The organism is Streptomyces sp. NPDC048671 (assembly GCF_055587045.1).
The window spans coordinates 23,726-38,312 of the sequence record NZ_JBVJHB010000012.1 but is presented as its reverse complement, the minus strand read 5'-3'; the positions used below and the strand labels follow the sequence as shown (position 1 = coordinate 38,312).

Sequence of the window (14,587 nt, the reverse complement as noted above, 5' to 3'; positions counted from 1 at the left end):
CGGGGCGTGGATACCCCGAGGAAGGCCAGACGCCGCATGATCCTGCTCCTGTCGACGTCCGACACCGACCTGCTCAGCGCCAGGGCAGCCAACGGCCCGGTCACCTACCGCTACGCGAACCCCTCACGGCTCCCGCTCCAGGACCTTCCGCAGCTCCTGGACGGCACCGACCTGGTCGTCGTGCGCCTCCTCGGCGGCGTCCGCGCCTGGCAGGACGGCCTCGACCACGTCCTCGCCACCGGGCGCCCGGTCGTGGTCCTCACCGGGGAACAGGCCCCCGACGCACAGCTGATGGCCGCCTCCACCGTCCCCATCGGCATCGCCGCCGAGGCCCACGCCTACCTGGCGCACGGCGGTCCCGCCAACCTGGAGCAGCTCGCCCGCTTCCTGTCCGACACCGTGCTGCTCACCGGCCACGGCTTCGAACCGCCCGCCCCCGCGCCCTCCTGGGGCCCGCTGGAGCGCACGCCCCGCGCGACGGACGGCCCCACCATCGCGGTGCTCTACTACCGCGCCCACCACATGAGCGGCAACACCGCGTTCATCGAGACGCTGTGCCGTGCCGTCGAGGACGCGGGCGCCCGCGCCCTGCCGCTGTTCGTCGCCTCACTGCGCACGCCCGAGACCGAGCTCATCGACGCGCTGCGGGGCGCCGACGCGATCGTGACCACGGTTCTCGCGGCGGGCGGCACCCGGCCCGCCGAGGCGTCGGCCGGCGGTGACGACGAGTCCTGGGACGCCGGGGCTCTCACCGGCCTCGACGTACCCATCCTCCAGGCGCTCTGCCTCACTAGTTCGCGGACCGACTGGGAGGGCAACGACGAGGGCGTCTCACCGCTGGACGCCGCGAGCCAGATCGCGGTCCCCGAGTTCGACGGCCGCCTGATCACCGTCCCGTTCTCGTTCAAGGAGATCGACGAGGACGGCCTCCCGGCGTACGTCGCCGACCCCGAGCGCGCCGCCCGCGTCGCCGGGATCGCCGTACGCCACGCACGGCTTCGCCACATCCCGAACGCCGAGAAGCGCCTCGCACTCGTGCTGTCCGCGTACCCGACCAAGCACTCCCGGATCGGTAACGCGGTCGGACTCGACACCCCCGCGAGCGCCGTCGCCCTGCTGCGCCGGCTCCGCACCGAGGGATACGACTTCGGTGACGAGGAGGTGCCGGGCCTCGCCTCGGGCGACGGCGACGAGCTGATTTACGCGCTGATCGAGGCGGGCGGCCACGACCAGGAGTGGCTCACGGAGGAGCAGCTGGCCCGCAATCCGGTCCGTATCCCGGCGGCCGACTACCGCCGCTGGTACGCGACGCTGCCGGCCGAACTCCGCGAGGCCGTCGAGGAGCACTGGGGCCCGGCTCCAGGTGAGATGTTCCTGGACCGCTCGCGCAACCCCGAGGGCGACATCGTCCTGGCCGCCCTGCGCCGGGGCAATCTGCTCATCCTCATCCAGCCGCCGCGCGGCTTCGGCGAGAACCCGATCGCCATCTACCACGACCCCGACCTGCCGCCCTCGCACCACTACCTGGCGGCCTACCGCTGGATCGCCGCCGCTGCCGATGACAACGGCTTCGGCGCCGACGCGATGATCCACCTCGGCAAGCACGGCAACCTGGAATGGCTGCCCGGAAAGAACGCCGGCCTGTCCGCCGCGTGCGGCCCCGACGCGGCTCTCGGCGATCTTCCCCTGGTCTACCCGTTCCTGGTCAACGACCCGGGCGAGGGAACCCAGGCCAAACGCCGTGTCCACGCCACCCTGGTGGACCACCTCGTACCGCCGATGGCCCGCGCGGAGAGCTACGGCGACGTCGCCCGGCTGGAGCAGCTCCTCGACGAGCACGCCCAGATCGCGGCGATGGACCCGGCGAAGCTCCCGGCGATCAGGGCCCAGATCTGGACCCTGATCCAGGCCGCGAAGCTCGACCACGACCTGGGGCTCGAAGACCGCCCCGAGGACGAGGGCTTCGACGAGTTCATCATGCATCTCGACGGCTGGCTCTGTGAGATCAAGGACGCGCAGATCCGCGACGGCCTGCACGTCCTGGGCGGCGCGCCCGGCGGCGCCGACCGCGTCAACCTCGTCCTGGCGATCCTGCGCGCCCGCCAGATCTGGGGTGGAACCACGTCCCTGCCCGGCCTGCGCGAGGCACTCGGCCTCGACGAGTCGGCGGCCACCCGCACCACCGCCGACAAGGTCGAGGAGCAGGCACGGGCCCTGGTCCAGGCGATGGAGGACGCGCACTGGGCGCCGGAGGCCGTTGCCGGGGTCGCCGCCGGGCATCCGCGGTCCGTCGCGGACATCCTCGAATTCGCCGCCGACGAGGTCGTGCCGCGGCTGGCGGCCACGACCGATGAACTCGACCACACCGTGCACGCGTTGAACGGTGGCTTCGTCCCCGCCGGCCCCTCGGGATCCCCGCTCCGGGGCCTGGTCAACGTCCTGCCGACCGGCCGCAACTTCTACTCCGTCGACCCCAAGGCAGTGCCTTCCCGCCTCGCCTGGGAGACCGGACAGGCACTGGCCGACTCCCTCCTGGACCGCTACCGCGCCGACAACGGTGACTGGCCCACCTCGGTCGGCCTGTCCCTGTGGGGCACGAGCGCGATGCGCACCGCCGGCGACGATGTCGCGGAAGCCTTCGCCCTGCTGGGCGTCCGCCCGGTCTGGGACGACGCCTCGCGCCGCGTCACGGGCCTGGAGGCGATCGGTGCGGCCGAACTCGGCCGCCCGCGCATCGACGTCACCCTCCGCATCAGCGGCTTCTTCCGCGACGCGTTCCCGCACACCATCGGGCTCCTGGACGACGCGGTCCGCCTCGCGGCCTCGCTGGAGGAACCCGACGAGCAGAACTACGTACGCGCCCACACCCAGGCGGACCTGGCCGCCCACGGCGACGAACGCCGCGCCACCACCCGTATCTTCGGCTCCCGGCCCGGTACGTACGGCGCCGGCCTGCTCCAGCTCATCGACTCCCGCGACTGGCGCACCGACGCCGACCTCGCGGAGGTCTACACCGTCTGGGGCGGCTACGCGTACGGCCGCGAACTCGACGGGCGCCCGGCCCGCGAGGAGATGGAGACGGCGTACAAGCGCATCGAGGTCGCGGCCAAGAACACCGACACCCGCGAACACGACATCGCCGACTCCGACGACTACTTCCAGTACCACGGCGGCATGGTCGCCACGGTGCGCGCGCTCAAGGGCACTGCCCCGGAGGCGTACATCGGTGACTCCACGCGGCCGGAGACCGTCAGGACCCGCACCCTGGTCGAGGAGACCTCGCGCGTCTTCCGCGCCCGGGTCGTCAACCCCAAGTGGATCGAGGCGATGCGCCGCCACGGCTACAAGGGCGCCTTCGAACTGGCCGCCACCGTCGACTACCTCTTCGGCTACGACGCAACGACGGGTGTGGTCGCGGACTGGATGTACGACAAGCTCACCGAGACGTACGTCCTGGACCCGGCCAACCGCGAGTTCCTCCAGCGGGCCAACCCCTGGGCCCTCCACGGCATCGCGGAACGCCTCTTGGAGGCCGAGTCCCGCGGCATGTGGGAGAAGCCCGATCCGGCGGTCCTCGCCGCCCTGCGGCAGGTCTACCTGGAGACGGAGGGCGACCTGGAGGGCGAGGACTGAACCACCGGCCGCCGGGCCGTCGAACGTCAGGAGGGCCCCACCGCGGCGCGGGTGGGGCCCTTCCCCATTGGGGGACGGGCCGGCTGATTCGGCGTCGAACTCCGTTGTCAGTGGCTCCCCATAGAGTTCAGACATCACTCGGGGAGCCTTCGGAGAAGGAGCAGAATCATGTCCGCCAACAAGATCCAGCACAAGGTGAATCACGTCGCGCTGGTAGTGGACTGTTCGGGTTCCATGCGCCCGCACCAGGAACAGCTCATTCGCGTTGTCGACGAGTTCGTGGCGGGTCTGAAGGCCGAGTCGGACAGCCTCGGTCATGAGACCCGGATCAGCCTCTATTCCTTTGACCACAGGGTGGAGAACCTGGTCTGGGACATGGATGTGAAGCATCTGCCGTCCATGCGGGGGCTGTACAGGGTCAACAATGGTGCGACGGCGCTCATAGAGGCTTCGCTGAAATCCCTGAACGACCTGGGCCATATCTGGGAGGAGTACGGCGAGCACAGCTTCCTTCAGATCGTGGTGACGGACGGCGAGGAGAACGCCTCCGGCGGCGACCGGCGGCACGATGGCGACATGTCGATCCTCGGCCCCTGGCTCGACAGGATCGCGGGGAAGATGGGCGGGCTTCCGGGCCACTGGACGTCCGCGATCCTCGTTCCGAACTCCCTGGCGAAGCGCACCGCCCAGAACTACGGTTTCCCGGCCGGAAACATCGCCATCTGGGACGCGGACTCCCAGGAGGGGGTCGAGGAGGCGATCGGCACCGTGCGCGCCGCCGCCACCAGCTTCCTGCGGGGGCGCGAGCAGGGCGTGCGCGGAACGAAGAATCTGTTCGCCGTCGGCCAGGACATATCGGTTGACGAGGTGCGGGCCAGTCTCGAACCCATTCCGGCCGACAAGTACCGGCTCCTGAAAGTCGATAAGGAGGTCGAGATCCGTCCCTTCGTCGATTCGCATCCGGGTGTGACGTACGAACGCGGTTCGTGTTACTACCAGCTGGGCACCCGGGCTCAGGTTCAGCCGAACAAGGAAGTCATCGTGGTCGAGAAGGACACCGATCGCGCGTATACGGGAGACGCGGCGCGCAGTCTTCTGTTCGGTACGGGTATTCGGGGAACCGTCTCGGTGAAGGCGGGGAACAATCCCAAGCTGGAGGTGTATGTGCAGAGCCGTTCGGTGAACAGGAAACTCAAGCCGCAGACACGTCTGCTCATCATGCTCTGATTCGCCGGACAGGGCCTGGTTCACGTGATGTCCCCGGGGTGGGTCGCTCCGTCGCCGGGGCGGCCCAGGCTCTGAGAAATACCCCGGGGGGTATCACTGTTACAGTGAAGTGAAGATACCCCCCGGGGTACATCACTATGGAGGGAGCCGGCCGTGTTCTTCGTGGACACCCTGGAGACCGAGAGCCTGGGCAACCGCAGCTATCTCGCCGGCGGCACCGCGACGGCGGTGGTCGTCGACCCGCCGCGCGATGTGGAGCGAGTCGTGGCGGCGGCGGCCGGGCGCGGGGTGCGGATCGGGTACGTGGTGGAGACGCACATACACAACGACTACGTCACCGGCGGCCTGGAGCTGTCCCGGCTGACCGGCGCGCGGTACCTGGTGCCCGCGTCGGCCAGGGTCTCCTTCGACCGGGTCCCGGTCGCCGACGGCGACAGCGTCGCCGTCGATACCGGTCTGAGCCTGCGGGCGCTGTCCACTCCGGGTCACACCCCGCACCACACGGCCTACGTGCTCGTCGAGGACGGGCGGGAGGTGGCCGCCTTCACCGGTGGGTCGCTGCTGACTGGCACGGTGGGGCGTCCCGACCTGGTCGAACCGAGGCTGACCGAGCAGCTGGCCCGCTCCCAGCACGCCTCCGTGCACCGGCTGGCCGGCGAACTCCATGACGACGTGCGGGTGCTGCCCACCCACGGCTTCGGGAGCTTCTGCTCCTCCTCCCCGGCCGAGGGCGATGCCACCACCATCGGCGAGGAGCGGGCCGGCAACGACGCCCTGACCCAGGACATCGACACCTTCGTGGCGCGGATGCTCGCCGGGCTGGAGGACGTGCCCGCCTACTACGCGCACATGGGTCCGATCAACGCGGACGGCCCCGCGCCGGTGGACCTCACCCCGCCCGGCGCCGCCGACGGCGAGGAGATCGCGCAGCGCCTGGCCGCCGGGGAATGGGTCGTCGACCTGCGCAGCCGTACCGCGTTCGCGCGGGGGCATGTGGCCGGGACGTTCAACTTCGAGGCCGGGGGCAGCCTCGCCACCTATCTGGCCTGGCTGATCCCATGGGGCAAGCCCGTGACCCTGCTCGCCGCATCCGCCGGACAGCTCGCCGAGGCCCAGCGGGAGCTGGTCCGGGTCGGCATCGAGCGGCCGGCCGCCGCCGCCACGGGGGAGCCGACCTCCTGGCTGCGGGCGGGCGAGGACGTGCGTTCCTTCCCCCGCGCCGGCTTCGCCGCCCTGAAGCAGTCGCTCGGCCGCGGCGACGACGTGGTGGTGCTGGATGTGCGCCGTGACTCCGAGCGCGCCGGCGGGTACGTGCGGGGATCGGTGCACATACCCGTCCACGAACTGCACGGGCGCACCGGCGAGGTTCCGCCCGGAGTGGTGTGGGTGCACTGCGCCGGCGGGATGCGCGCCGCGATCGCCGCGTCCCTGCTCGACGCCGAAGGCCGTGACGTGGTCGCCGTCGACGACGGCTTCGACGCGGCCCGGAGCGCCGGCCTGACCGTCACCTCCTCCGGCGGCAGGGTCGGTTCGGCGGCGTGAGCACGCTGATCCTGGCCCTGCTCGCCGGGGCCGTGGTCGGTCTGGCGCTCGGTGCGCTCGGGGGAGGCGGCAGCGTCCTGGCCGTCCCGGCACTGATCTATCTGCTCGGCTTCACTCCGGCCGCGGCCACCACCGCGAGCCTGTTCATCGTCACGGCCACCTCCGCGACCGCCCTGTACGCCCGAGCTCGCGCCGGACACGTCCGCTGGAAGGCGGGAGCGGCCTTCGCCGCCGCCGGTATCGTTCCCGCCGCGCTCGCCGGACTGGTGGCGGCCCGCATCCCGCAGTCGGTGCTCACCGCGGCCTTCGCGGCGGTCGCCGCCCTCGCGGCCCTGATGATGCTGCGCCCCACCCCGCCGGCCGACGGGCGCGCGCGGGCCGTGCGCTCGCTCAGGGCCGGGGGAGCCGGGGCGGGGCTGGGCGCGGTGACGGGACTGCTCGGAGTGGGCGGCGGGTTCCTCGCGGTTCCCGCACTGGTCACGGTCCTGGCCTTCGAGATGCAGGCCGCCGTGGGGACCAGCCTGCTGGTGATCACGGTCAACTCGCTGGCGTCCCTGGTCACCCGCTCCGGCGGTGCGGCGGGACTGGACTGGGCGGTGACAGCGCCGTTCACGGGCGCCGCGATCCTGGGTGCCTGGGACGGCAAGCGGCTGGCGGAGAAGGTGTCCGGGCGCGGGCTGCGGCGGCTGTTCGCCGCCGTGCTCCTCGCGGTCGCCGGGTTCATGCTCGCCGACGCGCTGACCTGACCACCGTCGTAGGCCAGGTCGTCAGGCCGGATCGTCGGGCCATGTCATCAGGTCGGATCGTCGGGCCATGTCGTCGGGCCGGATCGTCAGGCCAGGGAGAGGAACAGCTTCTCCAGGCGGGCCCGCATCTGGTCCCGGTCCCCGGCCGCCTGCCCGCCATCGGCCATGCAGTGCTGCAGGCCCGTCGCGATGATCGCGAACCCGGCCCGGTCAAGGGCGCGGGAGACCGCGGCCAGCTGCGTGATCACGTCCTCGCAGTCCCGGCCCTCCTCGATCATCTTGATGATCCCGGCGATCTGACCCTGGGCTCGCTTCAGCCGGTTGAGCACCGACTTCAGCTCATCGGCCGCCATCTCCAGCTCCACGCTTCCTCCTCCGCTTATACCCCTAGGGGTATCCTACCGTGTTCGGGGCCCCCGCCCGCTGGACCGGCGGTAGCCGCGGATCCGTCGCGGCCTCCCCGAGCCCGCGCCCCCGTCACGCGAGCACGAACCCGCTCGCGCGGCGGGGGCGTCGGGCCGGGGCGTTCGGCGCCGACGGGAGCGGCGTCAGGCGATCGACGGCCGCAGCCGCACGGGCAGAGACTGGTGTCCGTTGCTGATGAGCGAGGGCAGCGGCTTCAGATCGGCCACCGGCACGGCGAGTTCGAGGTCGGGGAAGCGCTCGAACAGCAGCCGCAGCGCCGAGGCGATCTCCAGCCGGGCGAGGGGCGCGCCGAGGCAGAAGTGCACGCCGTGCCCGAAGGCGAGGTGCTCCGAGGACGGCCGCGTGATATCGAACCGGTCAGCGGATTCGCCGTGCCAGTCGGGGTGACGGTTGGCCGCGGCGTAGGAGGCGAGGATCGCCTCGCCGGCCCGGATCGTCTGTCCGTCGGGCAGGGGCAGGTCCGTGAGCGCGTAGCGCAGCGGGAGGTGCTTGACGGCGGGTTCGTGCCGCAGCGTCTCCTCGACGACATCACTCCAGTCGGCGCGGCCGGCGCGGATGTGGGCGAGCTGCTCGGGGTCGGCGAGCAGGGCCGTGATGCCGTGATCGATCCCGTTGACCGTCGTCTCGTACCCGGCGCTGATCATCAGCAGGAGCGTGTCGCGCAGTTCGTCGTCGGACAGTGAGCTGCCGTCGCCCTCGGTGTCCCGGGCGGCGATGAGGAGGGAGGTCATGTCGTCGCCCGGCCCGGCGCGCTTGGTGTCGATCAGCTCGTCGAGCAGCTTGTACAGGGAGGCCGTGTTCGCGGCGGCCTCGTCGGCGTCGAGCGCGGTGGAGAAGACCCCGTCGACCAGGCTGCGGAAGGCCTCGCGCCGGTCGTCGGGAACGCCCATGAGCCGGCCGATCACGGCGATCGGCAGCGGATAGGCGAGCTCCTCGCGCAGATCGACGCTCTCCCCGGCCGGCCGGGAGCCGATAGTGTCGAGGAGGGCGGTGACGATCGCCTCTATGGAGGGTTCCATGGTCTGGACGCGGCGTGCGCTGAACGCCGGCGCGACCATGCGCCTGAGCCGCCGGTGGTCACCGCCGTAGGCGGTGAACATGTTGTGCACCGCGATCCACAGGGCCAGGGGCCAGGTGGAGACGGTGTCGGCGAAGGCCGGCCAGTGAGCGCGCGCGTCCTTGGAGACCTGCGCGCCCGTCAGGAGTTCCTTGAGGAGGACGGGGTCGGTGACGGACCACGCGGTGACCCCGAGGATGTCGACGCGGGCGGCCGGTCCGCGGGAGCGCAGGGCCTCGTGCTCGGCGTGGTGGTCCGCCGCGGCGGGGTCCAGGACGAGTATCGGGTGTTCGGGCACGGGGGCTCCTCAGCGAGTGGCGGGGAAAACGACAGGGAGGGATTCCAGGGCACGGTGGAAGGGGCCGGGCCGCCAGCGCACTTCGTCGGCGGGGACCGCGAGGTCCATCTCCGGGAAGGCGTCCGCGAGGTAGCTGATGGCGGTCTCGGCGATCAGGTAGGCGTGGGAGCGGGCCGGACAGGTGTGCGGGCCGGTGCTCCAGGACAGATGGGCCCGGTTGCCGACGAAGGCCTCCGGCGGGAGCCCGCTGGTGAGCGCGGGGTCGTTGTTGCAGGCGGCCATGGAGATGACGACCGGCTGGTGAGCCGGGAGCAGGGTGCCGTCGACGTCCGAGTCGTAACGCGGATAGCTGATGCAGTAGTTCGCCATCGGCGGGTCCGTGTACAGGACGGTGTCGAGGGCGTCGCGGATCGTGGACTCGGCGGAGTGCAGCGTGGCGGAGAACTCGTCGTCGGTGAGGATCTTCCACCAGGTGTTGACGATGAGGTTGGTCATCGGTTCGATGCCGGCGCCGTAGAGGGTGACGATCTGGTGGCCCATCTCCTCGTCGTCCAGCCCGGCGGGGTGGGCCATCAGACGGGAGGTCACGTCGTCCGCCGGGTGGCTCCTGCGCAGGCCCACGAGGTCGCCGATGGCCGCGGTGAGGATCTCGTTGCCGCGGGCGGCGTCGGTGGTCTCGAAGATGCGCGACATGCCGTCGGCGATCCGGGCGCCGATCTCGTCGGGGCATCCCAGCAGCGTGCTCAGGACACGGAAGGCGATCGGGAAGGCGTACTGCGTGGCGAGATCGGCACGGCCGGTGGAGCCGAAGCCGCTGACGGCGTCGGCGGCGACCTTCTCCACCAGGGCACGCAGCTCGTGCTGGTCGATCGCGTCGAGGCCGGCGGTGTTGGCGGAACGGTAGCGGGAGTGCTCGGTGCCACCGCTGCGCAGCGCGTTGGGCCGCCACTCCATCATCGGCCGCACCGGGCACGACGTCGGCACCTGCTCCTGCCACACCCGGGGGTCGGCGGGGAAGCGCAGCGGATCGTTGAGGATGCTGCGCGCCTGCAAGTAGCCGATCACCAGAGTGGCGGGGATACCGGGAGACAGGTCGACGGGCACGAAGGCGCCGAACGCGCGGCGCATCCGCTCGTACGCGGCGTGCGGGTCGTCGGCGAACTCCGGTCCGTACAGGGGGAACCGGGCCCGCCCGGACAGTGGCTCGGTGCTGGTGGGATTCATCGCAGGGGCTCCAGGGGCTCCATGGGTGCGGCCGGGGGTGCGGCTGGGCGGTGCTCCACGAGGTGGTCCATCAGCGCGACGAGGGCGCGGAGCGAAGAGCCGCGGTTGCGGGCGTCGCAGGTGATGAGCGGGGTGGCGGCGTCCAGGGCGAGCGCCTGGCGGACTTCGTCCAGGTCGTAGGCGGGGGCGCCGGGGAAGGTGTTGATCGCGACGGCGTACGGGATGCCCTGCGTCTCCAGCAGGCCCAGGGCGCCGTGGCAGGCGTCGAGGTCGCGGGTGTCGGCCAGGACCAGGCACCCGAGCGCCCCTTCGGCCAGGTCCTCCCAGAGCAGCTGGAAGCGATCCTGTCCAGGCAGCCCGAACAGGTAGAGGACCAGATGACCGCGGGCCAGATGGATGCGGCCGAAGTCCATGCCCACGGTCGTCGTGGTCTTCGCCGGCGTCCCGCGCAGGTCGTCGACCTCCGCGCTGTCGATGGTGATGGGCTCCTCCATGCGCAGCGGAGTCACCTCGGACACGCTGCCGATGAAGGTCGTCTTGCCGACGCCGAAACCTCCGGCGACCACGATCTTGGCGGACTCGGTCACCGTGGCCGGTACATAGGTGACGTTCGGGTCAGACCAGGTCTCGCAGGCCATCGCGCACCCTTCGCAGGAGGTCGGATTCGGGTCGGTCGGAGACTGCGGCGACCGGACTGGTCAGATGGCCGCTGTCCATCAGGGTGGAGACGAGGATGCGCACCGTGGAGGGCGGCATCTGAAGTGCGGCGGCGATGTCCGCGACGGCGAGACCGCCGTGCCCGCCGGCGAACAGGCCCATCAGCCCCCGGGCATCGGGGCCGAGCGCGCCCGTCGGGCCGGTCGCGGCGATGACCACGCTTTCCAGGCGTACGTCCTGGCGCGGACGGACCCGTCCGGCGGTGCGGACGTACGGCCTGACCAGATCCGCGTCACGCCGCGGCCCGCTCATGCCGGGAAGCCGCCGTCCGCCTGTGCCGGGATGCGTTCCGCGGTGCTCAGCTGCCGGCCCACCTTCACCGCGAGCTGCGCCATCTCACGGCTGATCAGACCCACGTCCGCGTGCGGGCCGGTGGTGCAGACGGACAGCATCGTGTTGTCCCCGGCGGCCGTCGTCAGACCGATGTTGGCGATGCATTCGATCATCTGCTGGCGGACACCGCCCCCGCCGGTGAAGTCGTCCCACGCCTTTCCCGCGGCACGCATGGCGGCGGTCAGCGCGGCGAACTTCTCGCCCTCCTCCTGGCTCATGGTTCTCGTGCGCGCCTTCAGCAGGCCGTCGCTGCTCATGAGCACGGCGAAGCGGACGCCCTCGATCTCACCGAGCTGCTCGTCCAGCAGCCAGCCCAGGGAGTTGCTGGTGGTCGACATGGTCAACGTCCTTCGGTCTCAGGGGGAGTGCCCGGCGTGTCGCGGACGCTGCGGGAACCGTTCAGCCAGGCGGTCGCCACCTCGGGCCGGCCGGGTTCCACAGGTTCCGCGGCGGCGGCATGGCGCCGGGCGGGCGGCGCGGACCGCCGGCGGACCGTGAGCCCGCTCACCGTGGTGCCGGAGTCCGCCGGCGCGGGTTCGGCAGCAGCGGCCGGCTCGGCAAGCGGGGCCGCTGAGGTGACGGCGGCCGGTGGGGCGGCGGGGGCGTGAGCCGGCCGGCGGCGGGCGGCGGGTGCGGTGGCCGGGACGGCCGGCTGCGGGGCGGGGGGCGTGGTGAGCAGCTTCTGCGGCAGGACGATGAAGGCGCGGGTCCCGCCGTAGACGTTGGGGGCCGTCACCTCGACGCGGTATCCGTAGGCGGCGGCGAGGACACCGGCCACGCGCAGGCCGGTCTGCGGGTAGGCACCCAGTTTCGTGATGTCGTCCCGCTCCGCACCGGACATCACCCGGCGGGCCCACTCCAGCCGTTCGTCCTCCATCCGCAGCCCCGCGTCGTCCACGATCAGGAAGACCGCGTCGTTGCCGTGCTCCAGGGAGACGTGCACCCGGGTGTTCGGCGCCGAATAACGCAGAGCGTTGTCCAGCAGAATCGCCAGTGTGTGGATCACCGCCTCCACCGCCCGGCTCTCCACCGCGAAGGTGTTCATATCCGCGTGCTGCACCCGCTGGTAGCCCTCGACCCGGCCCATCGCGGAGCGCACGATCTCACCGAGCGCGGTCACCGGATGGCGCCGCGAGAGCTTGTCGCCGGCCAGCACCGCGTACCCGCTGGCGGTCAGCAGCATCTGCTGCGCCAGGTGGTCGATCTCGACCAGGGTCTCGTACGCGTCGTCCGAGACGTGCTGACGTACTCCGGAACTGACCTTGGTGCCCAGCTTCGACGCCCGGTGGACGGTGCCGGCGGCGAACGACCTCACCGCCGCCCGTGCGACGTCCACGGCCTCCTTGCGCACATGGGCGACCTGCTCGCCGTTCTCGCGGCGGACCTGTTCCAGCCTCTCCTCGGCCGTTCTCCCGGCCACCGCGAGGGCGAGGGAGAACTGTCCGGCCAGCGCCCCGACGGCCTCGGCGACCGGAACGCCCGCCAGCTGCGGCGGAACCGCCACATCGACACCGCGCGCCTCAGCCGTCCCGGCCCCGCCGGCGGGGACCGGAACGGCGGTGGTCGCCAGGTGCCGCACGAAGTACTCGGTCATCTGCATCTGCCGGGTGAGGTGCTCGGCGTGCTCGTGCAGGTGGCCGGCCCGCTGTTCCGCCCGGCGTGCCGAGCTCCGGAAGCGGACCGCCAGCACCGAGCCGACCACCACCAGCACCGCGAGAACCAGCGTCAGCGCAAGCATCAGACCCCCGTGAACGTGAGGGAGACGGCTGCCCGTTCTGAGCGTGCGAGGCAGCCGGCCTGGACGTCGTCACTGGCGTGCACCCTGGGCTGGATGCCGCCGGCCGGGGCGTGCTGCTCGATACGCGGGAGATGGCGTTTCATGAGGTCCGTACTCCGTAGTGCAGGGATAATCCGGGTCTGTGGGCCGGGCCGCCGGGACGGCCCGCGGGTGGCATGGGTGGGCGCGCGGCTCGACCGTCCGCGCGGTGGGCGCGGGCGGCTGCCGGGGACCGGCGGGACCTGCGCGAGGGCAGCGGTCCCGGCTCTCACACCGGATGAACGGATCTGCTCCGCAGGGCGTGTTCGGCACCCGGAACGGTTGCGCCGAGGCCGCCCGCGGGCATCGGACCGGCCGGCGTACGGCAGGCGGCAGGGCGAGCGTTCGGGACCTCACAGCGACGATCCGCTGCGCGGTTGCTCGGAGTGTGGCCCATCGCGGAAGTCCTCGGTGTGGAGACAATTCGACACCAGGCATCTCGGAACGGGTTCGAAGTGCCCAGTGCTTCTACCGAGTTGGAGTATGGCCCTGGATCTCTCCCGGTGTAACGCTCGCAGCGCAAGTGTCCGCATGGGCGTTGCGCGGGCCGACGCGGCGGCAGCGCGATCCCGGCGCCGCACTGTAACTTCCTTGTGGCTGCTACGCGTCGGCGGGGAAACCGGGGCGGCACGCGTCCAAGGGGGTAGTGCCATGACGGAAGGGCTTACGGTGCCTGCCGGGGCTGCGGAGCCGCCCGGAGGGATGGGGCCGATCACACGACGGCGGCAGCTCGGGGTCCGGCTGTTCGCCCTGCGCGACACGTGTGGTCTGTCGGCCGAGGAGGCCGGTCAGCGCGCCGGGGTGTCGAAGGCGACCGTCAGCCGGTACGAGCGGGCCAAGGGGAACGTCCGGTGGAACCAGGTAGACCAGCTCTGCCGTGCGTACGGTGCCTCGGACGAGGAGCGCCGGGCCCTCGTCGAACTGGCGAAGAACAGCAGGGACACCGAGGTCTGGTGGATCCCGTTCGCCGGGAAGCTTCCCGGCCAGATGCGGACGCTGCTCGCCCTGGAGAACGAGGCGTCGCGCATCAGGCACCACACCGTGGGCGTCGTACCAGGGCTGCTCCAGACGCTGAGCTACGCCCAGGAGATCAAGGCCACCCCGGGAAACACCTTTCCGCCACAGGACTTGCAGGACTACCTGAGGGTGCGCATGCTGCGCCAGCGGATCCTGGACCGTGCGGCGCCGCCCGTCTACCACGTCGTCCTGGACGAGGCGGTGGTCCGGCGCAGGGTCGGGAGCGGTGAGGTCATGGCCGCCCAGCTCGACCATCTGCTCGCCCGGGGGCGGGAGCCGAGCATCAGCATCCAGGTGCTGCCGTTCTCGGCGGGGGCGTACAGCGCCGCCCTCAGTACCTTCATCGTCTTCGGCGGCCCCGACCCCTCTCTGGACGTCGTCTTTCTGGAGAATCAGGTCGGCTCGTCGTTCCTGGAGGAGCCCCCGGCCCTGAAGCAGTACACCGAGGCCATGGCCTTTCTGCGCCAGGAGGCACTGGACACGACCGCCTCGGCCGAACTGATCGCCGAGGCGAGCAGGACGCACCTGCGCAGCCGGAAGTAACGAGGGGT

13 protein-coding genes are annotated in these 14,587 nt (G+C 71.3%); 5 read left to right on the top strand and 8 right to left on the bottom strand.

Annotation, left to right across the window (positions count from 1 at the left end):
• Positions 1–36: 36 nt before the first annotated feature.
• The 4 genes from cobN to ACZ6S6_RS24415 all read left to right on the top strand — a co-directional run bounded on the left by cobN (position 37) and on the right by ACZ6S6_RS24415 (position 7,148).
• Positions 37–3,633, top strand: a complete 3,597-nt coding sequence (gene cobN, locus ACZ6S6_RS24430; RefSeq protein WP_362960352.1) for a cobaltochelatase subunit CobN — start codon at positions 37–39, stop codon at positions 3,631–3,633.
• A gap of 168 nt (positions 3,634–3,801) precedes the next feature.
• A complete protein-coding gene (locus ACZ6S6_RS24425; protein ID WP_469706929.1) occupies positions 3,802–4,860 on the top strand; it encodes a vWA domain-containing protein in 1,059 nt (352 codons plus the stop codon).
• Positions 4,861–5,013: 153 nt separating this feature from the next.
• Complete coding sequence (locus ACZ6S6_RS24420) at positions 5,014–6,402, top strand: rhodanese-like domain-containing protein (protein ID WP_469706928.1); 1,389 nt, start codon at positions 5,014–5,016, stop codon at positions 6,400–6,402.
• The gene (locus tag ACZ6S6_RS24415; protein ID WP_469706927.1) at positions 6,399–7,148 is read left to right on the top strand and encodes a sulfite exporter TauE/SafE family protein; all 750 of its coding nucleotides are present in this window, start codon (positions 6,399–6,401) and stop codon (positions 7,146–7,148) included. The genes ACZ6S6_RS24420 and ACZ6S6_RS24415 overlap by 4 nt, the downstream gene beginning before the upstream one ends.
• 86 nt (positions 7,149–7,234) lie before the next feature.
• Here ACZ6S6_RS24415 and ACZ6S6_RS24410 read toward each other — a convergent pair whose 3' ends face one another.
• The 8 genes from ACZ6S6_RS24410 to ACZ6S6_RS24375 all read right to left on the bottom strand — a co-directional run bounded on the left by ACZ6S6_RS24410 (position 7,235) and on the right by ACZ6S6_RS24375 (position 13,084).
• Complete coding sequence (locus ACZ6S6_RS24410) at positions 7,235–7,513, bottom strand: metal-sensitive transcriptional regulator (RefSeq protein ID WP_362960364.1); 279 nt, start codon at positions 7,511–7,513, stop codon at positions 7,235–7,237.
• A gap of 183 nt (positions 7,514–7,696) precedes the next feature.
• Positions 7,697–8,929 carry a cytochrome P450 family protein gene (locus tag ACZ6S6_RS24405; RefSeq protein ID WP_469706926.1) on the bottom strand — a complete coding sequence of 411 codons (1,233 nt, stop codon included), beginning with the start codon at positions 8,927–8,929 and terminating at the stop codon, positions 7,697–7,699.
• A 9-nt stretch (positions 8,930–8,938) separates the two neighbouring features.
• A complete protein-coding gene (locus tag ACZ6S6_RS24400; RefSeq protein ID WP_469706925.1) occupies positions 8,939–10,153 on the bottom strand; it encodes a cytochrome P450 in 1,215 nt (404 codons plus the stop codon).
• Entirely contained in the window at positions 10,150–10,791 is a 642-nt protein-coding gene (locus ACZ6S6_RS24395) for a GTP-binding protein (RefSeq protein ID WP_469706924.1), read from the bottom strand. Before ACZ6S6_RS24395 ends, ACZ6S6_RS24400 begins: the two co-directional genes overlap by 4 nt.
• Entirely contained in the window at positions 10,769–11,122 is a 354-nt protein-coding gene (locus ACZ6S6_RS24390; RefSeq protein WP_362960375.1) for a DUF742 domain-containing protein, read from the bottom strand. The genes ACZ6S6_RS24395 and ACZ6S6_RS24390 overlap by 23 nt, the downstream gene beginning before the upstream one ends.
• On the bottom strand, positions 11,119–11,541 hold the full coding sequence (locus ACZ6S6_RS24385) for a roadblock/LC7 domain-containing protein (protein WP_362960378.1): 423 nt from the start codon (positions 11,539–11,541) through the stop codon (positions 11,119–11,121). The genes ACZ6S6_RS24390 and ACZ6S6_RS24385 overlap by 4 nt, the downstream gene beginning before the upstream one ends.
• Positions 11,542–11,543: 2 nt before the next feature.
• On the bottom strand, positions 11,544–12,941 hold the full coding sequence (locus tag ACZ6S6_RS24380) for an ATP-binding protein (protein ID WP_469706923.1): 1,398 nt from the start codon (positions 12,939–12,941) through the stop codon (positions 11,544–11,546).
• Positions 12,941–13,084, bottom strand: coding sequence for a hypothetical protein (locus ACZ6S6_RS24375; RefSeq protein ID WP_362960384.1), 144 nt, complete (start codon positions 13,082–13,084; stop codon positions 12,941–12,943). Before ACZ6S6_RS24375 ends, ACZ6S6_RS24380 begins: the two co-directional genes overlap by 1 nt.
• A 637-nt stretch (positions 13,085–13,721) precedes the next feature.
• Between ACZ6S6_RS24375 and ACZ6S6_RS24370 the strand changes: the two genes are divergently transcribed.
• Positions 13,722–14,579 (top strand): helix-turn-helix domain-containing protein, encoded by an 858-nt coding sequence (locus tag ACZ6S6_RS24370; RefSeq protein WP_469706922.1) that lies wholly within the window; start codon positions 13,722–13,724, stop codon positions 14,577–14,579.
• Positions 14,580–14,587 lie beyond the last annotated feature (8 nt).

Excerpts from the sequence above, each read along its gene's own strand:
- ACZ6S6_RS24385 (WP_362960378.1), bottom strand. The coding sequence starts at position 11,541 with ATGTCGACCACCAGCAACTCCCTGGGCTGGCTGCTGGACGAGCAGCTC.
- ACZ6S6_RS24375 (WP_362960384.1), bottom strand. The coding sequence starts at position 13,084 with ATGAAACGCCATCTCCCGCGTATCGAGCAGCACGCCCCGGCCGGCGGC.
- ACZ6S6_RS24425 (WP_469706929.1), top strand. The coding sequence starts at position 3,802 with ATGTCCGCCAACAAGATCCAGCACAAGGTGAATCACGTCGCGCTGGTA.
- ACZ6S6_RS24390 (WP_362960375.1), bottom strand. The coding sequence starts at position 11,122 with ATGAGCGGGCCGCGGCGTGACGCGGATCTGGTCAGGCCGTACGTCCGC.
- ACZ6S6_RS24400 (WP_469706925.1), bottom strand. The coding sequence starts at position 10,153 with ATGAATCCCACCAGCACCGAGCCACTGTCCGGGCGGGCCCGGTTCCCC.
- ACZ6S6_RS24380 (WP_469706923.1), bottom strand. The coding sequence starts at position 12,941 with ATGCTTGCGCTGACGCTGGTTCTCGCGGTGCTGGTGGTGGTCGGCTCG.
- cobN (WP_362960352.1), top strand. The coding sequence starts at position 37 with ATGATCCTGCTCCTGTCGACGTCCGACACCGACCTGCTCAGCGCCAGG.
- ACZ6S6_RS24370 (WP_469706922.1), top strand. The coding sequence starts at position 13,722 with ATGGGGCCGATCACACGACGGCGGCAGCTCGGGGTCCGGCTGTTCGCC.
- ACZ6S6_RS24395 (WP_469706924.1), bottom strand. The coding sequence starts at position 10,791 with ATGGCCTGCGAGACCTGGTCTGACCCGAACGTCACCTATGTACCGGCC.